Genomic DNA, 22,555 nt, shown 5'->3' with positions numbered 1-22,555 from the left:
CAGAAAGCTATCGCTCGCCTTTCGGTCCTGCCTTTGCTACTAGCGACCCCATATTCCAGCGGCACTTCGCACTTGGTGGCCACGAGGCACCCAAGGACGAAGCGCGGCGACAAAGATGTGCCTGTTGGCACTGCCTGCATTCGATTTTGGGGGGCAATGTGAGCGGTTCGGCACTTCCTCGCGTAGCAATCGTGACCAATGAAACGCCTGGCTCCGAGGTCGCGGCGGAACGGCTCCGCAAGGTCTTGGGCGACGTTTCCATCGACGATGCCGACTATGTCGTAGCCCTCGGCGGCGATGGCCTCATGCTGCAGACCCTCCATCGCGTGATGCCGCACGGAACGCCGGTTTACGGCATGAATTTCGGTTCGGTCGGCTTCATGATGAACGACTTCGCCGAGGCAGATATTGTCCAGCGCCTGCAATCGGCGCAGCGCACGAAGATCTATCCGCTTTCGATGGAAGTGCTCGACGCGTCCGGCAAGCGGCGCATCGCCCTGGCCTTGAACGAAGTCTCGCTGTTCCGCTCGACCCATCAGGCGGCCAAGATCCAGATTGCGGTCGACAATGAAATCCGGCTCGATGAACTGATCTGCGACGGCATTCTATTGTCCACGCCCGCCGGCTCGACCGCCTACAACCTCTCTGCACACGGCCCGATTCTGCCGATCGAGGCACCGCTGCTCGCGCTTACCCCGATCTCACCCTTCCGACCCCGTCGTTGGCGGGGTGCGATTCTCAGCAATCGGGCGGAAGTTCGCTTCGTGCTGCACGAGGCCGAAAAGCGCCCCGTCAGTGCTGTCGCGGACAATATCGAAATTCAGAACGTGCGCGAAGTTACCGTGCGCGAGGATCGCTCGCACGGTGTCACGCTGCTCTTCGATCCGGGCAAGAGTCTTGAAGAGCGCGTACTCAGCGAGCAGTTCAAGTTCTAGTGCCACTTAGGCTGCGGGCAGTTCCAGCATCCGCTCGGTAGCCGCCGGCGGTAGCGCCATTGCAAGGTGAGTTGTTTCGGCGAAGGCGCGCATAACGCCGCGCGCGGCCTTGCGGGCCAGTGCGATATTCTGCTCGCTGAGATAGGCGAAGGTCTCTTCCAGAGCCGGCGGAATCACACCGTCATGATCGTTGATCAGTTCCTCGGTGAGCGCCGTCACGACGTAGTGACGGGCCGTAATGTCGTCGGCGAGATCAGCGGTTCGCGCGTAAAGAACCAATTGCACCAGCACCTTACCGAGATCGGTTGACAGGCCTGCCCGCGCGAACATGGCCGAAAGCGACGCACGGCTGCCGCCTTCGAGCAGGGTAAAGACCTTCTCGCGCGAGACTTCGGCCAGCTCGGCGACGCAGGAGGCGAAGAACATGACGTGGCCAGTGACAACCGCATGGAGGAGGATGCGCGAATTGAGCTGGCTCGATCCGACCAGCCCCTGCACGAAATCCTGTCTTTGCTGGCATGCCTCGTTTTCGCCGATCGAAGACAGCGCTGTATCGGAGCCATCACGCAGCAAACGGGCCAATCTGTCCGGGGCCAGAGAGCCGCGGACGAGACGCAGCTCTCGCAGGGCTTCCGTAACGCGCTGAACGAGGATCAGGCGAGCGGGCGCCGGCAGATCCGGACGAGACAGCAAGGCACCGCGCATTTGCGCGTCCTGGCCTTCGCTCCTTGCTAGTTCCACCAGAAGCTCGGAATCGATTGCGACGTCTGCGCGGCGCAGAACGTGCTGAGTAATATTCCGATCCTGCCGCGCAATCAGCTCGGCGGCGATTCGGGGCGAAAGCTTGCTGCGCTGGGCGATGGCGAGCCAGATGGACTGATCGCCCTTGCGGATACATCCGAGCAGGTCGGCATCGATAAGTATCGGCGAATACTGCAGAATAGCGCGCGATATGATCGGGCTATCCTGCAACAGGGCAATCATGATCGGCCGCGGTGCATCGAGCGAATGGAGCAGCCCATAGGCCAAGGCGGCTCGCACCTTCACCGAAGGATCATCAAGGAAGTTGATCAGGGCGGCGTAGAGGGCAGCGTGCTCGTCAGCGGGGCCATGGTGGTCGAGAAAAGCCAAGGCAGCCAGGTGAGCAGCGTGACCGCGCTCATCGCTATCATTGGACCGGGACAGCCGGACGAACTCGCTATACTCGATCATTACTCTCTCCACACCCGAGTGGAGAAAGCCTAGTCGAGACTATTTAAGGAACCGTTCACCATAAACAGCAAGCCGCTGTTAACGGGCGTAGAGCTGGGTGAAGAAGGCGGAGCCGCCGGCGGGTGGTGCCTCGGCCTCTTCGGGGACGGTCTTGAAGAGACCAGTGAAGGACATGTTGTCGGTCGAGAATCGCGACGGCACGACGGGGAGCGGTTCGGGTTGTCCGGCGCCCTGCCCGGCCATCTGCTGGGTAGAAAACGCAGCGTTTGTAACACCTTCGTGCTTGGCGACGAGGGTGCGGTAGACGTCCCGAATGGTGCGCGGCTGGCCGTTGCTGTAGAAAATCGCCTGGTTGGCGTCTGCCTGACGGGGAAAGAGGTTGACCGCCAGCTGGTCGGGATTTTCGAGGCCAGCCTTGAACATGCGCTCGGCACCCTCGGCCCCGAGAAAATGGGCGATATAGAGTTCGCCGGCGCTGGGGTTTCGGCCGAATCTGGATTTCAGGTATTCGCCATTGGAGCGGGTGAAGGCGGCGGCAAGGTCGGCGGCAATCTGTGGATCTTCGCGCAGTTTGAGGATTTCGGCTTTGCGCGCGGGGTCGGCGACCGTGTAGCTGCCGTCGCTACGCCGTTGAATTTCATTGGCAATATTGCCGTAGCCCAGGCGCGGGCCTTCCTGCTTCATCACCTGCAGCCAGGTGCCTTCGAGGAACTGGAAGAGGCCGACAGCAGACGAGGTGCTGGCTTTTGCAGACGGGTTGAGGCTGCTTTCGCGCATCGCCGTCTGCAAGAGGTAGGAGAAGTCCACGCCGCTGCGATTGCCGGCCGCGGTGAGCGCGGTGGCCAGATTCTGCGGAACGGAGATGGACTGGACGCCCATTAACAGCCTGAGGTTAGCGCGGAGACTGCGTTAACCTCTGCATTATTATCGCTAACAGACTGTTAACATCGAGCCTGTTACGGGCGCCATTCTGTTACGATTTCGGCCAGGTCCGGACGAGGACGGTCTTCGATCGTGGTTGTCGGGGTACCGATATGAACGAAACCGACGAACCGCTCGCCTTCTTTCGCGCCGAGTGCGGCAGCGGCTTCGGCGTCGAATGTGTACCAGCGGGTGATCCAGGTGGCGGCATAGCCAAGAGCATAGGCGCCGTGGACGAGGTTGAAGGCGACGTTGCCGGCCGAGAGCAATTGCTCGAATTCCGGAATTTTCACATGCGGCTTGGCGGTTGAGATGACGCCGATGACCAGCGGTGCGGGGAGGAACTGGCGGCGCTCGATTTCGATGCCGGCTTCATCAATCTCCGGGCGCTTGCGCTTGGCGATTTCAGCGAGTTTCTCGCCGGCTGCGGCACGGGCATCGCCGGAGAAGAGGACCAGACGCCAGGGGGCAAGCTTGCCATGATCGGGAACGCGCGTCGCGATGGTCAGCAGCGTCTGCAGATCGGCGCCGGTCGGAGCGGGTTCGGCGAGAAACGCCTGACCGACGGAACGGCGAGTAAGAAGGTGGTCACGCAGGGCTGGGTTGGCGGGCATGGTCTATCCTTGAGGGCAGCTTGAAATGGGCGGGCCTACGGAAAATGCTTTGACCCAAACCAGCACCGGTTTTCAAGCCGTTCCGAGTGTGACACAGCTTTTCCGTAATCGCGCTCTATCCTGAAAAGAGTCGGGGCGCCCTGACCTTCTCTATTGGCCCGAACAACCATGCTGCCTGTCTATCGCCTGATTGCCTGTGCCATTCTCGGCTTTGCGAGCGTGACGGTTGCCTCTGCGCCTGTCACCTTCGCGCAAGAGAACGCCGAGATACCGCCCCTGCCCCGGCCGCGCCCCGATCCGAACAATCTGCCACCCCCGGCGGCCGCGCCCGCCGCGGGTACCGCAGCCGATGCCATTGCGGCAGTAACCAGCGTTCCGCAGTCGGTGACTTTGACCGCCCGGATTACGCAGGAAGGTCCGTCTATTCCCGAGGGTGTCGTCTGGCGGGTGTTCGACAGCGTGCCCGATGCTCAGGGAAATATGACGCTCGTCGCCAAATCCGAGGAATCGACGGCGCGGCTCGATCTGCCGCCGGGCGAATATGTGGTGCATGCCGCCTATGGACGGGCGCAGCTCAGCGAATCCCTCTCGGTGGTGCCGGGCAATAATGAAAAGGTGGTCGATCTCGAAGCTGGCGCCTTGCGGCTGAATTCGGCCGTGACCGGTGACATTCCGATCGCGCCTACCCAGTTGCGCTTCGACATTTTTACCGCCGGCGAAGAGGCCAGCCGCGTGCTGATCGCGGAAAATCTGCCGCCAAATGACATCGTCACGCTCAATGCCGGCACCTATCACATCGTCTCGCACTTCGGGACGATCAATGCCGTGGTGCGGGCCGACCTGCGCGTGGAAGCGGGCGAACTGACCGACGCAACGCTCTACCATCATGCGAGCGAGGTATCGTTCAGGCTGGTTTCCGAGGAAGGCGGCGAGGCCATTGCTGACGTCGAGTGGACGGTGAAGACACCGGACGGCGCTACCGTATTTACGGATCGCGGGGCTTTCCCGTCCACCGTGCTGGCCGAGGGCGACTATCTGATTTTCGCCAAGCAAGGCGAGAAGGTCTACAATCGCGAAGTGCAGGTGGTTTCGGGCGGATCGCGTGAAATCGAAGTGCTGACGAGTGTTTATGGCGGCGCCTGAGGGCCGCGCATCCCCACGGTGTCATTCCCGCGAACGCGGGAATCCCTGTTTCGGAAACGGAGGTTCCCGCTTTCGCGGGAATGACGCAGTGGTCGGGGTCAGCCACCGTCGCTCGTTGTCATCACCGGGCTTTTCCCGGTGATCCCTAGCGGAGGCGAGATGGATTGCCGGGACGAGCCCGGCAATGACGACGGTGGGGATAGTTCGCGGGCGACGTGAGATCCGCTACTTCCCGTAGACATCCTTCGGATCGAACAGTTTTGGCAGGCCTGTGTCCTCGAGCTCCGCGATACCGTTTTCCGTCTCGACGCTGCGATAGAAGCAGCTTTTACGGCCAGTGTGGCAGGCGGCGCCGCGGCCGGTCTGGCGGACGGTCATGACGAGGCAGTCCTGGTCGCAGTCGGTGCGCAGTTCGACGACTTCCTGCAATTCGCCTGAGGTTTCGCCCTTCTTCCAGATCGCTTTTCGCGAGCGCGACCAATAGTGGGCGATGCCGGTTTCCAGCGTCAGACCAAGGGTCTCGGCATTCATATGCGCGACCATGAGGACGTCCTTGGTGCCGTCCTCAATCGTGACGACCGTGATGAGGCCATGCGCGTCGAAGCGCGGCGCGAAGACCGTGCCTTCTTCGAGTTCGTCGTGGCTCAGCAGTTTGGGGTCGGCGAAAGCAGTGGTCATGATGCGCACCTCTGGCTCAGGCTTTGAGCCTCTAGCGCGCATCACGATCGATTGCCAGTGCTTCAGCTCTTGAGGCCGAACCAGATTTCAATATCGCCACTGCCGCTGCGACCATCGAAGGCTGGTCCGTAATATTCGAGGAAGCTGTAGGTCGCCTCGCTCGCTTCGTAGCCGTTGGCGGTCAGCCACTTTTCGCCTGCTCCGATGGTTTGGCGGATGGTGGAGAGGTCGCCCTTGTGCAGAAAGCGCGCCCACCGGAGAGCGGGAACCGACACGAGTTCCAGATCGGCCGGGGCTTCGGCACCCGCGCGCATCTCGACAGCCACTACATATTCGAACTTGTCGTCAGCGATCTCCCCGACGATGCCGTAGGCTGCGCCGATGATGGCCCCGTCGATATGACCGATATGGGGCTGGAAGCGCTGCCACTGGGCAGGAAGGCCCGCAGGATTGTTCATGTTGTGACGCTCGGCAATGCCGGCGAAATACATGGCGGGGCGATTTTCGAACCGGGGCGGCTCGACGGTGACTTGGGCTTGAGTATCCATTCTTTGAGGCTCCACGAGGGTGATCCCTTCAAGGTTGCGCCTTTGGCGAACCGCTTGCGGCGTGACGCCGAACTGATCGCGGAAAGCGCGGGTGAATGCCTCATGCGAGCCGTAGCCGGCGTCGAGCGCGACCGACAGGATATCGGGGGCGCCTTCAGCCAATTGACGTGCCGCATCGCTCAGGCGCCTTGCCCGTAGATAGGCCGTGACCGAATAGCCGGTCACCAGGGGGAAGACGCGCGAAAGATAGCTTTTGGAACGCCCGGTCACCTCCGCCAGCTCGACGAGCCCCAGCGGCTCGCGCGAGCGGCTTTCGAGAACCCAGAGCATTTTGGAGACAACTGACATGGCATGAACCCGCTTGAGACGGGTAGTCTATGCCATAAGTGGGACAAGCGCATTTGATCGCGCTTGTCCTAAGCGGGAAGAGTTTAGCGGCGCGAAATCATCGCGAAGAAGCGGTCCTGTTCGACGCGGTCTTCGGCAAAGACGCCGGTGAAGCGATGGGTGATCGTCTTCACGTCGTGAGCGCGAACGCCGCGCATGGTCATGCACATATGTTCGGCTTCGAGCATCACGGCAGCGCCGCGGGGGCCGAGGTTCTCGTTGATGGCGTCGACGATCTGCGCCGTCATGGTTTCCTGTGTCTGGAGACGGCGGGCGAAGACTTCCACAAGGCGGGCGAGCTTGGAGAGGCCAACGACGCCGTCATGTGGCAGATAGGCGATGTGGGCCTTGCCGAAGAACGGCACCATGTGGTGCTCGCAATGGGCATAGAACGGAATGTCGCGCACGAAGACGATGTCGTCGTAGCCGCCGACTTCGCGGAACATTTTCGACAGGACTTCCTTGGCGTCCTGGCCATAGCCCGAGAAGAGTTCCTCATAGGCCTTGGCGACACGCGCCGGAGTCTCCAGCAGACCCTCGCGGGTCGGATCGTCGCCGGCCCAGGCGATCAGCGTGCGAACAGCCGCTTCGGCTTCTTCGCGAGTCGGGCGCGGCATTGAAGTGGACGTGGCAGGCGCGGGAAAAGGTAGCTTTACGGACGCGTCCAATGGATTACTCCTAAACTCGGAACCGGAGTGGCTGCGGTGTCGCGGGCAGTTTGGACGACCAGAGAGCTTCTACCCTGGCAGTCCGTGTCGGACCATCTATATAGAAGGCGTACAAGACGGGAACAAGAAGTCAGATTTCCTTCATGGCGCTAAGCGAGCTTTATTCGGACAAGATTCTCGACATTGCCGGAAACGCATTGCAACCCGGCCGGTTGCCTGCGCCAGATGCCTCGTCGAGAAAAGTCAGCCGCATCTGCGGTTCGGTGATCGAGGTGGATATCGTTGTGACCGACGGTGTGATCACCGGCTATGGGCACGAGGTTTCGGCCTGTGCACTGGGGCAGACCTCGGCGGCTATTGTGGCGCGCGAGATCGTCGGGACACGGGCTGACGATTTTTTGGCGCTGGCGCGGCAAATGCGGGAAATGCTGAAGGCCGACGGGACGCCACCGGACGGAAAATGGTCGGACCTGGCTTACCTCGAGCCGGTGCGGGAGTTTCCGGCGCGGCACGCCTCGACGCTGCTGGTGTTTGATGCCGTTGTCGATGCGATAGAGAAAAGATCGACAAAACAAATCGTTGCATCGACATCCTGATGCAGAACATTGCTTCCTATGTGCTGCGGGCGGTCGACTTTCCGTTCAAGCTCGCGGCGATTTTGCTGATCACGATCTATCGCTACACCCTTTCCGCTTTCGCCGGGCGGACCTGCCGGCACCTGCCGACCTGTTCGGAATATACGCGCGATGCGATCTGGCAATTCGGATTCTGGCCGGGCGGCTGGATGGGGCTGTCGCGGTTCGTCCGTTGCCGGCCAGGTGGAACGCATGGCTATGATCCGGTGCCGGAGGCTGTGCCTGACGAAGCACGGTGGTATCTGCCGTGGACCTATGGCCGGTGGAAGTGACGCCTCTGCCCGCCGGACCTACCCGACGGCAAAGAAATCCTCGCTCCCCTTCGTCGAATAGCTGGGGCCGGTACTGAGGGACCCGCGCAGTGTCTGCTTTGTCCTTCAAGGGCTGGCACGGCGCGAAAAGCATGCTATTCAGGCCGCCTTGCAGCGATTGGCGCTGCATAATTCCAATTTCTGGAGACTGAAAATGTCGATCAAGGTGACGTTCCCCGATGGTGCAGCTCGCGAATTTCCGCGCGGCACCACCGGCACCACCGTGGTCGAAGGGATCTCCAAGAGCCTGGCCAAGAAGACCATTGCCATGCGCTGGAACGGCGTGCTCTCCGACCTTTCGGATGCGCTCGACGCCGATGGCCAGATCGAGTTCGTGACGCGTGATTCCGGTTCCAAGGATGCGCTCGAACTCATTCGTCACGACGCGGCTCACGTTTTGGCCGAGGCCGTGCAGGAACTCTGGCCCGATACGCAGGTGACCATTGGTCCGGTGATCGAGAACGGTTTCTACTACGACTTCTATCGTCAGGCCGGGCCGTTCACGGAAGATGAGCTGCGCATCATCGAAAAGAAGATGAGCGAAATCATCGAGCGCGGTGCGGCCTTCACCAAGGAAGTGTGGACGCGCAACCAGGCCAAGGACTGGTTCGAAGCCAAGGGCGAGGCCTTCAAGGTCGAGCTGGTGGACGCCATTCCGGCTGACCAGTCGATCAAGATGTATGGCCAGGGCCAGTGGAAGGACCTCTGCCGCGGCCCGCATATGCGGACCGTGAAGGATGTCGGCCAGGCGTTCAAGCTGACCAAGGTGGCCGGTGCCTATTGGCGTGGCGACAGCAATCGCCCGGTGCTTTCGCGCATCTATGGTACCGCCTTCCCGACCAAGGAAGAGCTCGACGCTTACCTGACCATGGTGGAAGAGGCGGAGAAGCGCGACCATCGCAAGATTGGCCGTGACCTCGATCTGTTCCATCTGCAGGAAGAGGCGCAGGGCTCGGTATTCTGGCATCCACGCGGTTTCGTCATCTACAACCAGATGGAAGCGTATATCCGCCGTCGTCTCAATTCCTCGGGCTATGTGGAAGTGAAGACGCCGCAGCTGATGCATGCCAAGTTCTGGGAGCAGTCCGGCCACTGGGGCAAGTATCGCGAAAACATGTTCGTGGTGCCCGACCAGGTGCCGAGCACGGAAGATGACAAGCCGATCTTCGAGAACGAAGGCGACCTGCTGGCTCTGAAGCCGATGAACTGCCCGGCCCACGTGCAGATCTTCAACCAGGGCATCAAGTCGTATCGCGACCTGCCGCTGCGCATGGCCGAGTTTGGCTGCTGTCACCGCAATGAGGCCCATGGTGCGCTCCACGGCCTGATGCGCGTGCGGCAGATGACGCAGGACGACGCGCATATCTTCTGCCGCGAGGACCAGATCCAGAGCGAGACGGAGCACTTCGTGCACCTGCTCTACTCGGTCTATGGGCATCTCGGGTTCGACAATGTCGTCATCAAGCTCGCGACGCGGCCGGAGAAATTCGGCGGCACGATCGAGCGTTGGGATGCGGCCGAGAAGGCGCTGGGCGATGCCCTGCGCGCGACCGGCTATGACTTCGAGATCGCCGAAGGCGAAGGCGCGTTCTATGCGCCGAAACTCGAATTCCATCTCAAGGATGCGATTGGCCGTTCCTGGCAGGTTGGTACGCTGCAGCTCGACTATGTGCTGCCAGAGCGCCTCGGCGCGACCTATGTGGCCGAGGACGGTAGCCGGCAGTTTGCCGTGATGCTGCATCGCGCGATTCTTGGATCGCTCGAGCGGTTTATTGGCATCCTGATCGAGAACCATGCCGGCAAGATGCCGATGTGGCTGGCGCCGACCCAGGTCGTCGTTGCGACCATCGTTTCGGAAGCGGATGAATATGGTCAGAAGCTGGTGAACCAGTTGAAGGCCGTGGGCATTCGTGCCGAACTCGACACCCGCAACGAGAAGATCAACTACAAGGTGCGCGAGCACTCGGTGCAGAAGGTGCCGCTGATGTTCGTGGTGGGCAAGCGTGAGGCCGAGGAAGGCACGGTTTCCGTGCGTCGTCTCGGCACCGAGGGCCAGCAGGTTCTGCCATCGATGGAAGCGATCGTTTCGCTTCTCGCCGAGGCAACCCCGCCGGATCTCAAGGACAAGGCGCAGGCAGCCTGAGATGCCGCAGCGTCCGTCCAACCGCGAAATGAAGGCGCTCTATCATCTGGGCGAGGACAATGTCCTCGGCCCGGATGACTTCAAGGATATCGGCGAAAAGACCTTTGCCGGCATGCTGAAGAAGAAATGGGTGGAAGAGGCCGAGCCGGGCAAATTCCGGACGACCGAAAAAGGCCGCATCATCCATGATGAAGAGGTCTATTTCAGCGGACGCTGGAAGCGATAAGGACGGGGCGGGCTGTTGGCTGAGCGCATTGCCATAACCCGCACCGTTTCCATCGATCCCAGCGAGATCGAGGAAACGTTCGTCCGCGGCACCGGAGCCGGCGGGCAGAACGTCAACAAGGTCGCAAGCGCGGTGCAACTGCGCTTCGACCTCGCCAATTCCCCCAGTATTTCAGATGCGATGAAGCGGCGCGTGGGCACGCTGGCGGGCAGCCGGCTGACCAAGGATGGCGTTATCGTCATTGTCGCAAACAATCACCGCGACCAGCCGATGAACCGCGCCGATGCGCTGGAGCGGCTGGTGGAATTGCTGAAGGCGGGCGCCTATGTGCCCAAACCGCGGATTGCTACGCGCCCTACTCTGGCTTCTAAAAAGCGGCGGCTTGATGCCAAGACCACGCGTTCGGGCGTGAAGCAGGGCCGTGGGCGACCGCGGGTCGACGACTAGTTTATTCAAGGACTTTTTCATGAGCCTGAAATTTGGAACCAGCGGCGTGCGCGGGCTTGTGACCGACCTGCAGGGGCAGCCGGCGCGGCGTTACGTGGCGGCGTTCTTGCGGCATTTGCAGGCTTCGGGGCAGATGGCGGGTGGGCGCGTGCTGGTGGGGTATGACCTCAGGCCGTCGAGCCCGGCGATTGCCGAGGACTGCCTTCGGGCAATTGCGGCTTCGGGGTTCGAGCCAGTCGATTGTGGCGCGGTGCCGACGCCGGCGCTGGCTTTGCAGGCGATGAAGACCGGTAGCGCGGCGGTGATGATTACCGGGAGCCATATTCCGGCGGATCGCAATGGACTGAAGTTTTACAAGCCGGCCGGCGAGGTCAGCAAGGACGACGAGGCGGGGATTGTGGCCGCGCTGTCTGACGCAGATGTGCCGGATGCGGCGCATGGCGCCAAGGACGAGCACGACGAGACGCTGAAGGCTTATGGGGTGCGCTGCGTGGCGCTGTTGCCCAAGGGCGCGCTGGATGGCTGGAAGATTGGCGTCTTCGAGCATTCCACGGTGTCGCGCGACCTGATTGGTGAGGTGCTGGCGGCGCTCGGGGCGGAGATTGTTTCGTTGGGGCGGAGCGATGTGTTCGTGCCGGTGGATACAGAGGCGTTCTCTGACAAGCTGTTTGCGCCCCTGCCCGGCTGGGTTCGCGAGCATGGACTGGATGCGATCGTGTCAGCCGATGGCGATGCGGATCGGCCGCTGGTGATGGATGGCAAGGGCAATTTCGTACGTGGGGACGCGCTGGGGCTGTTGGCCGCGCGGTTCCTCGGGGCGAAGGTGGTTGTGACGCCAGTGACGTCCAATTCGGCGATCGAGCGGACGGGATATTTTGATCAAGTCGTTCGCACGCGCGTGGGCTCGCCCTTCGTGGTCGCGGGCATGGACGCGGCGGATGCCGTCGTGGGCTTTGAGGCCAATGGCGGGACGTTTGTGGGTGCCGGTTTTGAGCTGACGGCGCTGCCGACGCGGGATGCGATTCTGCCGGTGATTGCGGCGCTGGGCCTCGCGGCACAGGACGGGATTTCGGTGGCGGAGCTGGTGCAGCGCTTGCCGCTGCAAGTGGCTGTCGCGGATCGCCTGCAGGAAGTGTCGGGTGAGCGGAGCTCGGCGTTTCTGAAGCGGTTGCAGACGGATGGCGGCTATGCGGCGGAGGTGTTTGCGCCGCATGAGATCGCTGATGTGAATGCGATCGATGGGTTACAGTTTCACTTGAAGGGTGGCGAGACGGTGCATTTCCGGGCGTCGGGGAATGCGCCGGAGTTGCGGTCTTATGTGGAGGCTGGGACGGAAGCGCGGGCGAAGGAATTGCTGGCCTGGTCGATGGCGGCGCTGGAGAAGGCGGTTCGCTGACTACCCAAGCAACTGCGTCATTCCCGCGAAAGCGGGCTGGAAACAGAGATCCCCGCTTTCGCGGGGATGACACCGTGGGTGGTGGGAGATCGCAGGTAGCGAATTGCTGAAACATTTGGGGCGGCCAATGGCCGCCCCTTTTGTTTGCTTACTTCGCCGAGGCGGTGATGTTGACCTTGCCAATCAGGGTCGTCGGGTCTTCTTCGGCGGTCATGAAGTCGACCATGCCGAGGCCGGGGTCGGTCTTGGCTTCGATGCCGATATTGAGGGACTTGGCCGAACCGCTGACGAACTGGTTGATCGCCGCGCCAAGCTTGGCGGCATCGGCAGCACCGGCCATCATGCCGATGATGGTGCCTTCGGCCAGACCCGCGAAGACCGGCCGCAAGGTTGCGGGGTCGGCGCCCTGCTCTGCCGCGGCGACGGCCAGGATGATGTCGGAGAGACCGGCGTCGGTGACGTCGAGGTTGAGCGCCTTGATGGCGACGCCCATGCTGGCCATCAGTGCCTCGTCCTCATCGAGCGAGAACAGGGCTTCGGTGGCATTGGCGATGGTGCCGGAGAGAACGACGGTTGCGAGGTCGACACCGGAAACGGAGACTTCTTCAACGTCGATGCTGCTGGTATCGGCATTCCAGGCGGCGGCGAGGCGGAAGCCTGCATCGATGTCGGTGATTCCGAGGGCGATGAGCTGCTGGAGCTGTTCGTCCTGGGTATCTTCGGGCAGTGCGGCGCGAATGCCGCTGGCCGAGGCGTCGATGACGCTGGGGATGCCGTTGATATAGCTGGCGAGCGACAGGTCAAACTCGTCGACATCGGCAACGATGCGTTCGCCGTCGGCATCCGGATCCGGAATGTCGATGGCAAGGCCAGAGAACGAGAAGCCATCAAAAGCGGGAATCAGCGAACGGGCATTGGCTTCGAGCCAGGCTTCATCCACTTCTTCCGGAGCGCCGGCGAGGGCAGCGATCGTGGAAGACAGGTCGAACTGCTTGATGGTGAAATTGCCGAGCGTGATCGAGCCATCACCTTCAACATTGATCAGGAAATCATCCATCGAAATCTGCGGATAGATGCCCGGCGACATGCCGGCCATGATCACATTGCCAATTTCGACATTCATCGGGCGGCCTTCGTCATCCGTGCCGGAGCACGAAAAACCCTCGAAGGTGAATTCCGAGCTTTCGAAGGCGGTCAGGATGTCGGCGTACATCCGCATGAATTTGCCCATCAGGGCCGGATCGGCCATTTCCGGGTCGTCTTCCATCTGCTGGGCCAGCGTCATGATCTCGACGAAGGACGTCTCGATCGGACGGCCGCGCACTTCGGCGCCGCTCACCGGGCCGAATTCACAGCTGACTTCTTCCGCTTCGAACGTGCCGCCTTCCATAAGGAAATCGGCATAGAGGGTCTCCATCTCGGTCGAGCCGCCGCCATCGACGAGGCCATAGATGCCCAGCATACCGCCAATGTTGAAATTGGTGGCCGAGGTGCTACCCATTTCGGCATGACCGTCCGGGACCTCGAAGGTCGAGCTTTCGAGACTGGCGCTGGCAGCAACACCGTCGACCACGTCTTCGAGGATCAGATTGTTGAAGGTGAGAACGCCGTCTTCCTTCACGCCATCGACGGTCGAAGTGACCGTGAGGATGATTTCGGGAACGGTGATGCTGGTGGCATTGAGGCCAGCAAGCGCATCGGCATTCTCGACAAGCGCACCGCTCAGGATCGCCTTGATGGTGTCGGCATCGATGCTGGAATCAACGGCGTCCACGCTGGGGATGGAAACGGCGAATTCCGCCGGCTCGGATGCGACCGTCTGCTCGGCGGGTTTGGATTTCGTTTTCTGTGCCATGGCGGGAGCGGCAGGGAGTGCCACGCTGACCAGACATGCTGCGGCGATCCCTGCCAGGCCACGCCTGGTGACGACGTTCAAAGACATGTTTTTCTCCCAATTGCAGGCGGAGTCTGCACCATGCCGCCCAACTGTCTCGGTGTTAAGGCATATAGGCCTATTTTCGGGCAGGCAAATGCAAGTGGTGTGACGGGCGCGTTTGGAATGTGTCGCGCAAGGCTTTTGGTATTGCGCCAGGGACTGGCCGTGTCCGCTGATGCCTCGACGCCAGTCGGCGCTAGTGCTTCCGCTCGAAAAGCCCCACCATCAGCAGGCCGGCAAAGAACCCGCCCAAATGCGCCTGCCAGGCGACGCCGAGGCTGGCGCCCATCAGAAGTGGCGCCAGAGGCACGGCGGCGTTGAGGATCAGCCAGATCAGCGTGAAGAATCGCGAGCGCGGGTTGATGAAGACTTCGCGCAAAGTGGCGAGACGCCGGCCAAGCACCACCCGCTGGCCGGTCTCGGGATGCTGTGCATAGAGGACCGGCTGGAAGATGAACCGGACTGCGGCACCGGTGAGCCCGGCGACGCCGCCAGAGGCCCCGATGAGATACGCGCCGGAATAGAGCGAGGTAGCAGCAAAGGCCGCGGCGCCAGCGGCGGCCGAAACGAGGAAGATGGCCAGCATGGGCCCTGCCCCATAGCGCCGGACAACCGGGCTGGCAAAGATGACGAGCCAGGCGACGTTGACGAGCAGATGATCCCAGCCGCCATGGAGGAAGGCATGGGAGAACGGCGTCCAGAGCAAGGGAATCGCGACGGAGATATCCTGCGGTGCCAAAACGATACGCAGGGGCTGGAAGGCGAACCAGAAATAGAGCTGAGTCTGCCCAGCCTCGTTAAGCACCATGGTTGCCGCCAGGTGAATCACTGCGAGAATGCCGACGAGAACAGTCACGGCATTGGGCAAAAGGAAGATAGGCTCGCGCGGTGGGCGGCCTTGGGAACCGGGCATCTGCTCGGGTTCACTCATCGTTTTTCTCCCTAAAACCCTACGCAGCGCGGCTTCCGCAAAGCTTTTCCACATTGGGACAGCAGCGTTAACCTTAATTAATGTTTAAGCGGGCAATCGCCCTGCCGATTTGCCATTGTCGTCGGTGCGGCGAGACTCTCTGGGGAGATAGGATGCCGCTTATGAACAAGCGGGTCCTACCATGCAGATGCCGAGCACGAATACGCTCTATACCTATTGGAACACGATTCGTGGCGCCCGCAGCGCGCCCGATCGCAAGGACATCGACCCGACCCGCATTCGCGAAGCGCTTGCCAATACCTTCATCCTCGAACTCAATGACGAGGACAAATTCTCCTTCCGCCTCGCCGGTTCGCACCTTTGCACCAGCTATTGCCGTGAACTGAAGGGCCGCTCCTTCTCCGCGCTCTGGCACGACCGCGACCAGGATGCGATGGAAACACTGATCCGCGCCGTGACGGAAGATCATGCCGTGGCGCTTGTAACTTTCCAGGGTTCGACCGCGCTCCACACCAAGACATCCTTTGAGATGATCCTGATGCCGCTGCGCCACAACGGTTCGAGCCACACCCGCATTCTGGGCGGCATGACGGCGACGGAAGAGCCCTATTGGCTTGGCGTGCAGCCGATCGCCGAGCAGCGGATCACCGGCCTGCGCCTGATCTGGCCGGATGAAATGCCGCGCGAGGAATCGATGCCTGATGTTGCCGCCAGCGTCGTGAACGACATCGGCTTTGCTCCGGCGGCGTCGACCATGGCTATGCCGACGACGCTTTATGGTCGCAGCGCACGCCGCTATGCCCACCTCGCCGTGATCGACGGCGGCCGGAACTAAGATCTGGCGCGATCGGGCTTTGCCGGGTCGCGCGTTTATCTCTCTGTCAGGGCTTCGGTTTCGTCTGAAAGAAACCTCGCACCGACCAGCCCGGGCGCCCCGACACCAACCAAGCGTTAACCGAGAATCGTTACGATGCTTGCACTTTTACGTGCGGGCGGGGACCGGTGAACGCATGCTTAGTGACGATCTCGATTCAGCACGCATGCCCTCTCCTTCGCAGCCTCGTGCGCAAGAAGGACGGTTTCAGCGTGTCAAGGTTTCCATCCTTGGCCGCTATATGCTGGCCGATCGGCGCGAATTTCCCTGTCAGGTTCTCGAAATGTCGCCCGGCGATGCCGTGGTGATTGCGCCTGTGCCGGGGATCGAAGGCGAGCGGATCATTGCCTATCTCGACCATATGGGCCGCATTGAAGGCACCATTCTCAAGCAGGTCGACGGCGGTTTCCTGATGGATATCGCGGCCACGCCGCGCAAGCGCGACAAGATGGCGGCGCAGCTCACCTGGCTGGCCAACAAGGACGTGCTCAACCTGCCGGAAGATCGCCGGCATGAACGCGTTGTGCCCGATCTCAGGCATTCTACCGTCGTTCTTGACGATGGACGGCGCTACAATTGCAAGATCATCGACATTTCGCTCTCGGGCGCGGCCATCGAACTCGATGTGCGTCCGGCCATGGGAACGCCGATCACGCTTGGCCGCATGCGCGCACGCGTCGTGCGGCACTTCCAGAATGGCGTGGCCGTGGAATTTGCGGCGGCGCAGGAAATGCTCAATGTCGTGCAGCAGAACCTGCGCGTGATGAACTGACCTGAGGGCTCAGCCTTAGCGTAAACGCGTCCTTACCTCGGCCGCTAAAAGACAGATCAAACTATCCTAAAACACGCATAAAAACTGCTCGGCAGTTTTCGGACCGGGGCAAGTCGGCCCCCTTAGCGTGGTCTCCATCAGGGAGATCGCGTTATGGCAATCCGAAATAGGCGTCTGATGGTGGCAAGTCTGGCCACTGCAGCGCTCGCAAGCTGGGCACAACCCAGTGCGGCTATCGACTTTACCAATGCAGCCTATGTGCAGGTTGCGAGCACGAATACGTCCATTCCGGTTGGGCATCTGGATTTCTGCCGGTCACGTCCCGGCGAATGCCAGGCTAATGGCGCCGTCGAGGCCGCCGTTACCTTGACCGAAGGCAACTGGCAGCAGCTCGTTTCCATCAATGCACACTACAACCAGACCATCATTCCGGTGACGGATCAGGAACTCTATCAAGTGGAAGAGTTCTGGACCTATCCGACGAGCGGGTATGGCGACTGCGAGGATTTCGTGCTCGCCAAGCGCCAGGCGCTGATCGAGGCCGGCTGGTCGCCCAGCACGCTTCTCATCGCCGTGGTGCGGCAGAGCGATGGCAGCGGCCATGCAGTGCTGATGGTGCGGACCGATCGTGGCGACCTGGTGCTCGACAACCAGGAAAGCGCAGTGCGCGTCTGGAATGAAACGCCCTACCAATATCTCAAACGCCAATCCCAGGCGCATGCCGGCCAGTGGGTCGATATGCTCGATGATCGCATGACGATCGTGGCGGCCAACAACTAGGTTTTCCGGGTCCCGCCCCAAGAATCCCTGATAGGGACCTGATGAACAAGGCCGGCTCTCGCCACAGCGAGGCCGGCCTTGTTGTATTCGAGAACGCCTCTTCGCTTCAGCGAATGGCGAAGACGTAGAGGCTCATGAAGAAGAGGCCGGTGACAAAGGCCCAGCTGAAGCCGACAAGGGCGCCGATAAGCGCCGAGGTCATGGACAGGGTGCTGTTGTCTTCGTGCTGCCAGCCCATGTGCAGCATGATATATGGCCCGCAGATGATGCTCATCACCAGGTGCCCGGCAGCGCCGGCAAGGCTTCGTCCATCCATGCGGAGCATGGCCTGCTGGCGGGACAGCGCCTGATAGAGATGCGTCCCGGCGCCCGCAATGCACAGCCCCACCCCCATGATGAACGCCGCAAGCAAAAGTTCGCGCGTCATCCCTGCCCTCCTATGCCGCCGACCCACGGCAACGTTAATTCTTTGGTAACCATATTGCGGCTGAAGTGATGTGTCACCTCCGCTTCAGAAAACTGGTTAACGCTGGCCATGACTGCCTTGCCGCGCTCCGAACCCCGCAATTCCGGGCTTATGCAGAACCTGGCGGGCATTGCGCTGGTGGTCATGCTGGCCGCTTTGGGCATTGCTTATCTTGTGGATGAAGCGGGCCGATCGGATGGACGCAAGGCGCCATCGCTCGATGATGGCGAGGCGCTGGCGCAGACCGTCGGCGGGCGCGAACTGACGATCCCCAAGAACTGGTTCCGCTTCGGCGAGCAGATGCAGAGCGGCTTTGTCAGCCAGGTCGATCTATCGGTTGAATTGCCGCTTGGCCGGGTCGACGTGACGCTCCTGCCCCGATCCCGGGCGAAGTCCAGCAGCGAGCTGCTCGATAGCGTCTATGTGCACCAATTCGCCAAGGGCACGGAAATGGGCGTGCCGGGGCTCATCGGACAGAAGCTCGAGGGCAATGGCTATGCTGGGGAAGCGATCTGGTATGACGCGCTGGCGCCAAAACCTTTTGTCGCCAAGTGCATAGACGCCATCGAGGCGGATGCGCCGGACAAATGCGTCCGCACCGTGCATCTGGCGAGCGGCCTTGCGGCCATTTACAGCTTTGACGAGACTTTGTTGCCAGCCTGGCGCGATTTCGACGCGGAAATGGGTCAGTGGCTGGAAAGGATCGGCGCCAACTAGTGTCGGCGCCGATCAAAAGTGGTCAGTCGATATCGTCCAGATCGATATCGAGGATCGACATCGAGAACATGTAGGACTTGTCGCCGTCTTCGTCGTCGACGTGGATGAGGCCGATCGACTCATCGCCGATGAAGACTTCCACCGAGTCGTTGAGCTTGGCGCGCGGACGGACGTCGATGTTCTTGTTGTTGAACATGCGTTGCAGGAATTTCTGCAGCTTGATGATTTCGGGATGGTTCACGGCAATCGTCCTGCTGTTGGGTTGGCGCGCAATCTAGTGCCTCACGGGCCGCTGGCAACCCCCGGCACTGTCATTTTAGCGGTGACAACCTGCGGCAAAGACTTGCCCTGCCGGTCAGCCGTTGTCGTGCACGAGCACCATCTGGTCCATGACCAGCGCCGGCTGGGCGCAGCCAGCTTCGCCGATCACCTTGGCCGGTACACCGGCAACGGTGGTGCGCGGCGGCACTTCCTTGAGGACAACCGAGCCGGCGCCGATGCGCGAGCAATCGCCAACGCGGATATTGCCCAGAACCTTGGCGCCAGCACCGATGAGGACGCCATTGCCAATCTTGGGGTGCCGATCCTGATCGGCCTTGCCGGTGCCACCGAGGGTGACACCCTGCAGCAGGGAGACGTTGTCCCCGACCACGGCCGTTTCGCCGATGACGAGACCAGTGCCATGGTCGAGCATGATGCCCTTGCCCATGGGGACGGCGGGATTGATGTCGACCTGGAACACCTGGCTGGCGCGGCTCTGGAGGTAGAGAGCGAAATCGCGGCGACCGGCCTTGAACAGGGCATGGGCGAAGCGATGGGTCTGGATGGCCTGGTAGCCCTTGAAATAGAGCAAGGGCTCGATGGCCCGGTGGCAGGCGGGATCGCGTTCGAGGGTGGCAGCGAGATCGACGCGGGCGGACTCGCCGATGGTCGGATTGTCGCGCAGCACTTCGGCAAAGGTCTGGCGGATGATGTCGGCCGAAACGTCTTCATGGTCGAGGCGCGAAGCAAGGCGATGCGCCAGCGCTTCCTCGAAGGAATCGTGGTTGAGCACGGTGGTCAATGCCATCTGCCCGAGAGCGGGATCGGAATCGATGATCTGACGAGCGCCGACGCGCACGGCTTCCCAAACGGGATCAACCGATTTGATCTGCGCCGACTTCTGGGCATTGCCGCTCATGGCGTCCAACTCCGCTTTATCGAGACTTACCGATATAAGGCATTTGGTTGTTCAACACAAAGCCCTGACGCGCACTTTGGTTCACGGTTGCGGGGGAATGGGAAATGTCCTGCTTAGAAACTCCAGGGCCGCCGCCTTGAATTTGGTATCGCCGGTAGCGCGCATGTGATCGCGCTTGGGGATGGTGAAGGCCTCGCCGTGCGGGAGCAATTCAGCCAACGGCTCCGGTGGTCCGGCCATTTCGTCGGCTTCCCCCACGGCAACGAGGACGGGAACCTCGATTCGCCGGACGTCGGCGCGCGCCATCGGCTGGCGCGAGGTTTCCATGCAGGCGGCGAGTGCCTCGCGGTCCGAGCCGGTGTGGTCGGCGAAAATGCGGAACTGGCGCGCGGTCGGATGAGTCAGATCGGCAAGGCGCGGAGCGCGCAGACCGGCGATGATGTCGTTGCCGTCGGTCAGGCCGTTGATGAGATTCATGCCCATGCCGCCGAAAATGGCGGCGGCGACGCGCTCTGGATAATTGAAGGAGAGGAAGGCGGCGACGCGGGCGCCCATGGAATAGCCGAGCACCGCAACGCGCTTTTCGCCGAGGTGGTCGAGGAGAGCGAGACTGTCTTCCATCATCCGCTCTGGATAATAGGCGTCGGGATCGTGTGGCTTGTCCGATTGGCCGTGGCCACGGTGATCGAAGGTGATGGCTTTGTAGCCCGCACCAGCAAGGGTCTCGACCCAGCCGGTGTCGATCCAGTTGACCTTGCCGCTTGAGGCAAAGCCGTGAATGCAGAGCACTGCAGGCCCGTTCCCGGCGGTTTCGTAGGCGAGGGAATATCCGCTGGATTGGAATTGGGGCATGGGCGGGCTCCTTTTGCGGGAGTGTTTAGCTGGCTCGGCGTGGGTGTGCCAGTGAGTCACGGCTGTTTCTGCGCCTTGCCGCATACCCCCACCCTTGATCCCTCCCCACAAGGGGGAGGGAGACGATGGAACCGCGACGACTGAGGCAAGCGGCTCCCTCCCCCTTGTGGGGAGGGAATGAGGGTGGGGGTGCGGCAAACTCCGCGCCCCGAACCTCTTTCTTTCGGAGCATCACTTGGCTATGGTCCGGCGCAAAATACCGACCCCACAGGTTTGACCATGGCACACGGCACCACGCCCCATTTCCACAACACCGAAGGCCTCCGCAGCATCGAGGTTGGCTCCAAGGAGTTTCAGTGCGTCGGCGCCCTGCCCCCGTTCGATCATCCGCATATCTTCATCGATATGGGCAAGGACAACGAAGCGGTCTGTTCCTATTGCTCGACGCTCTATGTCTATAAGCCGGAGCTGGGCGAAGGTAACGCCAACCCCGCTTCCGCGATCTTCAAGGCGCACGCTGCCTGAGTTTGACCATGCCCGCCACGGGCCGTAACTATGTCATTGCCGGAGCGGGTATTTCCGGCCTTACGCTGGCGCTGACCCTGGCAAAGTTCGGGGCGACGGTGGTTGTGCTCGAACGCAATACTGGGATTCAGGAGGCCGGGGCCGGCCTCCAGATCAGCCCTAATGCGCGCCGCGTTCTCGACCGGCTGGGCCTCTCTGACTCCCTGTCCCGGATTGCGCTGGAACCGACCGCGCTCGACACCTATCAGCACGGGCAATCCAAGCCGTTCTTCAGCATGGAGTTCGGCGAGATCATGGAGCAGCGCTTTGGCGCGCCCTATGCCGTGATGCACCGGGCCGATCTGGCCGATGCGCTCTACAAGGCGTCGCGACGCTTTGCCAATATCGACATCATTTTTGGCGTTCGCGGCTGGGACGTGGTTTCCCATGCGCGCGGCGTCACCGTTGCCGTAGACGAGGCCAATGGCCAGACGCGGACGACGCGCGCCAATGCCTTCATCGGGGCCGATGGTGTCCACTCGCAGACGCGTAGGCAGTTGCTGGAAGGTCCGGAAGCGCAATTTGGTGGGCGCGTTGCCTGGCGCACTCTTGTGCCGGCCGATTCGATCGCGAGCCAAATCGCTGGAGATCGCGTCTCGGTGTTCTTCGGTTCGGGCCATCATCTCGTCTGCTATCCGCTGCCGCACCGGAAGCAGGTCAATCTGGCTCTGTTCCTGCCGGGCAAGGCGGAGGACAATCCCAAGAAGCCCAAACTGAAGGGCAAAGGTGCACTCGGCGTGATTCTGGCTGCTGCCGGCGAAAGCTGGACGCCGTGGCCGCTCTACACGGTGACAACACCCGTCTGGCACCGTGGGAATATTGGCATCATTGGCGACGCGGCACATGCCATGGTGCCGTTCCAGGCGCAGGGCGCTGCCATGGGCATCGAGGATGCGGCAACGCTGGGGCCGCTGCTGGTCGAGCACACCGAACCAGAATCCGCCTTTGCGCGTTACGCTGCTCTTCGGCAACATAGAGTCGCCCGCGTAGCGAATCTTTCGGCCAGCAATGGCCGTATTTTTCATATGAGATGGCCGCTATCAGTCGCGCGGGACACGGTCATGCGGTTGCAGGGGCGGCGCGCCCATCTCGACAGGCTGGGCTGGATCTACGGATATGACGTAGCGCCGGGCGACATATCGCACTAGCTGCCAGCCCTTGCGTTGCAGGGGCGGCCCGTGTCAATTGCGCGACACTAGGGTTAGGTGGTTGAAAGGGA

At 61.5% G+C, this 22,555-nt stretch carries 26 protein-coding genes; 14 read left to right on the top strand and 12 right to left on the bottom strand.

Annotated elements, in window-relative coordinates; genetic code table 11:
- The first annotated feature begins 158 nt into the window (after positions 1-158).
- Complete coding sequence (locus tag ACSQ2A_RS18600) at positions 159-935, top strand: NAD kinase (RefSeq protein ID WP_436073429.1); 777 nt, start codon at positions 159-161, stop codon at positions 933-935.
- Between the two features lie 6 nt (positions 936-941).
- On the opposite strand, the gene ACSQ2A_RS18595 is transcribed toward ACSQ2A_RS18600, so the two are convergent.
- The 3 genes from ACSQ2A_RS18595 to ACSQ2A_RS18585 form a co-directional block, all read right to left on the bottom strand.
- On the bottom strand, positions 942-2,147 hold the full coding sequence (locus ACSQ2A_RS18595; protein WP_436073428.1) for a DUF2336 domain-containing protein: 1,206 nt from the start codon (positions 2,145-2,147) through the stop codon (positions 942-944).
- Positions 2,148-2,225: 78 nt separating this feature from the next.
- A complete protein-coding gene (locus tag ACSQ2A_RS18590) occupies positions 2,226-3,026 on the bottom strand; it encodes a transglycosylase SLT domain-containing protein (RefSeq protein ID WP_295411737.1) in 801 nt (266 codons plus the stop codon).
- A gap of 77 nt (positions 3,027-3,103) precedes the next feature.
- On the bottom strand, positions 3,104-3,682 hold the full coding sequence (locus ACSQ2A_RS18585; RefSeq protein WP_436073427.1) for a nitroreductase family protein: 579 nt from the start codon (positions 3,680-3,682) through the stop codon (positions 3,104-3,106).
- 168 nt (positions 3,683-3,850) lie between these two features.
- Between ACSQ2A_RS18585 and ACSQ2A_RS18580 the strand changes: the two genes are divergently transcribed.
- Positions 3,851-4,825: a hypothetical protein gene (locus ACSQ2A_RS18580; RefSeq protein ID WP_436073426.1), complete on the top strand. Its 975-nt coding sequence runs from the start codon at positions 3,851-3,853 to the stop codon at positions 4,823-4,825.
- Positions 4,826-5,050: 225 nt separating this feature from the next.
- Here ACSQ2A_RS18580 and hisI read toward each other — a convergent pair whose 3' ends face one another.
- From hisI to folE, 3 genes are all read right to left on the bottom strand, one after another.
- Complete coding sequence (hisI, locus tag ACSQ2A_RS18575) at positions 5,051-5,503, bottom strand: phosphoribosyl-AMP cyclohydrolase (protein ID WP_436073425.1); 453 nt, start codon at positions 5,501-5,503, stop codon at positions 5,051-5,053.
- Between the two features lie 62 nt (positions 5,504-5,565).
- Positions 5,566-6,399, bottom strand: coding sequence for an AraC family transcriptional regulator (locus tag ACSQ2A_RS18570; RefSeq protein WP_436073424.1), 834 nt, complete (start codon positions 6,397-6,399; stop codon positions 5,566-5,568).
- Positions 6,400-6,482: 83 nt separating this feature from the next.
- Complete coding sequence (gene folE / locus ACSQ2A_RS18565; protein ID WP_436073423.1) at positions 6,483-7,106, bottom strand: GTP cyclohydrolase I FolE; 624 nt, start codon at positions 7,104-7,106, stop codon at positions 6,483-6,485.
- A 143-nt stretch (positions 7,107-7,249) separates the two neighbouring features.
- Between folE and ACSQ2A_RS18560 the strand changes: the two genes are divergently transcribed.
- The 6 genes from ACSQ2A_RS18560 to ACSQ2A_RS18535 all read left to right on the top strand — a co-directional run bounded on the left by ACSQ2A_RS18560 (position 7,250) and on the right by ACSQ2A_RS18535 (position 12,264).
- Positions 7,250-7,702, top strand: coding sequence for an iron-sulfur cluster assembly scaffold protein (locus ACSQ2A_RS18560; RefSeq protein ID WP_436073422.1), 453 nt, complete (start codon positions 7,250-7,252; stop codon positions 7,700-7,702).
- Positions 7,702-8,013 carry a membrane protein insertion efficiency factor YidD gene (gene yidD, locus ACSQ2A_RS18555; protein WP_436073421.1) on the top strand — a complete coding sequence of 104 codons (312 nt, stop codon included), beginning with the start codon at positions 7,702-7,704 and terminating at the stop codon, positions 8,011-8,013. Before ACSQ2A_RS18560 ends, yidD begins: the two co-directional genes overlap by 1 nt.
- Positions 8,014-8,206: 193 nt before the next feature.
- Positions 8,207-10,195: a threonine--tRNA ligase gene (gene thrS / locus ACSQ2A_RS18550; protein WP_436073420.1), complete on the top strand. Its 1,989-nt coding sequence runs from the start codon at positions 8,207-8,209 to the stop codon at positions 10,193-10,195.
- 1 nt (position 10,196) lies between these two features.
- Positions 10,197-10,421, top strand: coding sequence for a hypothetical protein (locus ACSQ2A_RS18545; RefSeq protein WP_295411728.1), 225 nt, complete (start codon positions 10,197-10,199; stop codon positions 10,419-10,421).
- A gap of 15 nt (positions 10,422-10,436) precedes the next feature.
- The gene (arfB, locus tag ACSQ2A_RS18540; RefSeq protein WP_295411727.1) at positions 10,437-10,868 is read left to right on the top strand and encodes an alternative ribosome rescue aminoacyl-tRNA hydrolase ArfB; all 432 of its coding nucleotides are present in this window, start codon (positions 10,437-10,439) and stop codon (positions 10,866-10,868) included.
- Between the two features lie 19 nt (positions 10,869-10,887).
- Positions 10,888-12,264, top strand: coding sequence for a phosphomannomutase (locus ACSQ2A_RS18535; RefSeq protein WP_436073419.1), 1,377 nt, complete (start codon positions 10,888-10,890; stop codon positions 12,262-12,264).
- A 148-nt stretch (positions 12,265-12,412) separates the two neighbouring features.
- Here ACSQ2A_RS18535 and ACSQ2A_RS18530 read toward each other — a convergent pair whose 3' ends face one another.
- Entirely contained in the window at positions 12,413-14,206 is a 1,794-nt protein-coding gene (locus ACSQ2A_RS18530) for a hypothetical protein (protein WP_436073418.1), read from the bottom strand.
- 190 nt (positions 14,207-14,396) lie between these two features.
- Positions 14,397-15,131: a rhomboid family intramembrane serine protease gene (locus ACSQ2A_RS18525; protein WP_295411724.1), complete on the bottom strand. Its 735-nt coding sequence runs from the start codon at positions 15,129-15,131 to the stop codon at positions 14,397-14,399.
- A gap of 181 nt (positions 15,132-15,312) precedes the next feature.
- Here ACSQ2A_RS18525 and ACSQ2A_RS18520 point away from each other — a divergent pair, with 181 nt between their 5' ends.
- The 3 genes from ACSQ2A_RS18520 to ACSQ2A_RS18510 all read left to right on the top strand — a co-directional run bounded on the left by ACSQ2A_RS18520 (position 15,313) and on the right by ACSQ2A_RS18510 (position 17,557).
- Complete coding sequence (locus tag ACSQ2A_RS18520) at positions 15,313-15,966, top strand: PAS domain-containing protein (protein ID WP_295411723.1); 654 nt, start codon at positions 15,313-15,315, stop codon at positions 15,964-15,966.
- Between the two features lie 205 nt (positions 15,967-16,171).
- Complete coding sequence (locus ACSQ2A_RS18515; RefSeq protein WP_295411722.1) at positions 16,172-16,777, top strand: PilZ domain-containing protein; 606 nt, start codon at positions 16,172-16,174, stop codon at positions 16,775-16,777.
- 153 nt (positions 16,778-16,930) lie between these two features.
- Positions 16,931-17,557, top strand: coding sequence for a transglutaminase-like cysteine peptidase (locus tag ACSQ2A_RS18510; RefSeq protein ID WP_436073417.1), 627 nt, complete (start codon positions 16,931-16,933; stop codon positions 17,555-17,557).
- A 106-nt stretch (positions 17,558-17,663) separates the two neighbouring features.
- Here ACSQ2A_RS18510 and ACSQ2A_RS18505 read toward each other — a convergent pair whose 3' ends face one another.
- Positions 17,664-17,984, bottom strand: coding sequence for a DUF6949 family protein (locus tag ACSQ2A_RS18505; protein WP_295411720.1), 321 nt, complete (start codon positions 17,982-17,984; stop codon positions 17,664-17,666).
- A gap of 108 nt (positions 17,985-18,092) precedes the next feature.
- Here ACSQ2A_RS18505 and ACSQ2A_RS18500 point away from each other — a divergent pair, with 108 nt between their 5' ends.
- Entirely contained in the window at positions 18,093-18,740 is a 648-nt protein-coding gene (locus ACSQ2A_RS18500; RefSeq protein ID WP_436073416.1) for a hypothetical protein, read from the top strand.
- 22 nt (positions 18,741-18,762) lie between these two features.
- Here the strand turns inward: ACSQ2A_RS18500 and ACSQ2A_RS18495 are convergent, their stop codons facing one another.
- The 3 genes from ACSQ2A_RS18495 to ACSQ2A_RS18485 form a co-directional block, all read right to left on the bottom strand.
- Entirely contained in the window at positions 18,763-18,981 is a 219-nt protein-coding gene (locus tag ACSQ2A_RS18495; RefSeq protein WP_035083286.1) for a DUF3126 family protein, read from the bottom strand.
- Positions 18,982-19,095: 114 nt separating this feature from the next.
- On the bottom strand, positions 19,096-19,920 hold the full coding sequence (cysE, locus tag ACSQ2A_RS18490) for a serine O-acetyltransferase (protein ID WP_295411718.1): 825 nt from the start codon (positions 19,918-19,920) through the stop codon (positions 19,096-19,098).
- 81 nt (positions 19,921-20,001) lie between these two features.
- On the bottom strand, positions 20,002-20,772 hold the full coding sequence (locus tag ACSQ2A_RS18485; RefSeq protein ID WP_436073415.1) for an alpha/beta fold hydrolase: 771 nt from the start codon (positions 20,770-20,772) through the stop codon (positions 20,002-20,004).
- 279 nt (positions 20,773-21,051) lie between these two features.
- Here ACSQ2A_RS18485 and ACSQ2A_RS18480 point away from each other — a divergent pair, with 279 nt between their 5' ends.
- Together ACSQ2A_RS18480 and ACSQ2A_RS18475 are read left to right on the top strand one after the other, a co-directional pair.
- Positions 21,052-21,297 (top strand): zinc-finger domain-containing protein, encoded by a 246-nt coding sequence (locus ACSQ2A_RS18480; RefSeq protein ID WP_295411716.1) that lies wholly within the window; start codon positions 21,052-21,054, stop codon positions 21,295-21,297.
- Positions 21,298-21,305: 8 nt separating this feature from the next.
- Positions 21,306-22,484 carry an FAD-dependent monooxygenase gene (locus tag ACSQ2A_RS18475; protein WP_436073414.1) on the top strand — a complete coding sequence of 393 codons (1,179 nt, stop codon included), beginning with the start codon at positions 21,306-21,308 and terminating at the stop codon, positions 22,482-22,484.
- Positions 22,485-22,555: the final 71 nt, after the last annotated feature.

Source organism: Devosia sp. LjRoot3 (assembly GCF_964252865.1).
GTDB lineage: Bacteria > Pseudomonadota > Alphaproteobacteria > Rhizobiales > Devosiaceae > Devosia.
Note: the sequence above shows the minus strand (reverse complement) of the source record. Positions and strands in the feature narration are given on the sequence as shown.

Excerpts from the sequence above, each read along its gene's own strand:
- ACSQ2A_RS18505 (WP_295411720.1), bottom strand. The coding sequence starts at position 17,984 with ATGACGCGCGAACTTTTGCTTGCGGCGTTCATCATGGGGGTGGGGCTG.
- ACSQ2A_RS18570 (WP_436073424.1), bottom strand. The coding sequence starts at position 6,399 with ATGTCAGTTGTCTCCAAAATGCTCTGGGTTCTCGAAAGCCGCTCGCGC.
- ACSQ2A_RS18530 (WP_436073418.1), bottom strand. The coding sequence starts at position 14,206 with ATGTCTTTGAACGTCGTCACCAGGCGTGGCCTGGCAGGGATCGCCGCA.
- yidD (WP_436073421.1), top strand. The coding sequence starts at position 7,702 with ATGCAGAACATTGCTTCCTATGTGCTGCGGGCGGTCGACTTTCCGTTC.
- ACSQ2A_RS18535 (WP_436073419.1), top strand. The coding sequence starts at position 10,888 with ATGAGCCTGAAATTTGGAACCAGCGGCGTGCGCGGGCTTGTGACCGAC.
- ACSQ2A_RS18480 (WP_295411716.1), top strand. The coding sequence starts at position 21,052 with ATGGCACACGGCACCACGCCCCATTTCCACAACACCGAAGGCCTCCGC.
- ACSQ2A_RS18590 (WP_295411737.1), bottom strand. The coding sequence starts at position 3,026 with ATGGGCGTCCAGTCCATCTCCGTTCCGCAGAATCTGGCCACCGCGCTC.
- hisI (WP_436073425.1), bottom strand. The coding sequence starts at position 5,503 with ATGACCACTGCTTTCGCCGACCCCAAACTGCTGAGCCACGACGAACTC.
- ACSQ2A_RS18595 (WP_436073428.1), bottom strand. The coding sequence starts at position 2,147 with ATGATCGAGTATAGCGAGTTCGTCCGGCTGTCCCGGTCCAATGATAGC.
- ACSQ2A_RS18515 (WP_295411722.1), top strand. The coding sequence starts at position 16,172 with ATGCCCTCTCCTTCGCAGCCTCGTGCGCAAGAAGGACGGTTTCAGCGT.
- ACSQ2A_RS18485 (WP_436073415.1), bottom strand. The coding sequence starts at position 20,772 with ATGCCCCAATTCCAATCCAGCGGATATTCCCTCGCCTACGAAACCGCC.
- ACSQ2A_RS18580 (WP_436073426.1), top strand. The coding sequence starts at position 3,851 with ATGCTGCCTGTCTATCGCCTGATTGCCTGTGCCATTCTCGGCTTTGCG.
- cysE (WP_295411718.1), bottom strand. The coding sequence starts at position 19,920 with ATGAGCGGCAATGCCCAGAAGTCGGCGCAGATCAAATCGGTTGATCCC.
- ACSQ2A_RS18545 (WP_295411728.1), top strand. The coding sequence starts at position 10,197 with ATGCCGCAGCGTCCGTCCAACCGCGAAATGAAGGCGCTCTATCATCTG.
- ACSQ2A_RS18500 (WP_436073416.1), top strand. The coding sequence starts at position 18,093 with ATGACTGCCTTGCCGCGCTCCGAACCCCGCAATTCCGGGCTTATGCAG.
- thrS (WP_436073420.1), top strand. The coding sequence starts at position 8,207 with ATGTCGATCAAGGTGACGTTCCCCGATGGTGCAGCTCGCGAATTTCCG.
- ACSQ2A_RS18510 (WP_436073417.1), top strand. The coding sequence starts at position 16,931 with ATGGCAATCCGAAATAGGCGTCTGATGGTGGCAAGTCTGGCCACTGCA.
- ACSQ2A_RS18475 (WP_436073414.1), top strand. The coding sequence starts at position 21,306 with ATGCCCGCCACGGGCCGTAACTATGTCATTGCCGGAGCGGGTATTTCC.
- ACSQ2A_RS18585 (WP_436073427.1), bottom strand. The coding sequence starts at position 3,682 with ATGCCCGCCAACCCAGCCCTGCGTGACCACCTTCTTACTCGCCGTTCC.
- ACSQ2A_RS18520 (WP_295411723.1), top strand. The coding sequence starts at position 15,313 with ATGCAGATGCCGAGCACGAATACGCTCTATACCTATTGGAACACGATT.
- ACSQ2A_RS18525 (WP_295411724.1), bottom strand. The coding sequence starts at position 15,131 with ATGAGTGAACCCGAGCAGATGCCCGGTTCCCAAGGCCGCCCACCGCGC.
- ACSQ2A_RS18560 (WP_436073422.1), top strand. The coding sequence starts at position 7,250 with ATGGCGCTAAGCGAGCTTTATTCGGACAAGATTCTCGACATTGCCGGA.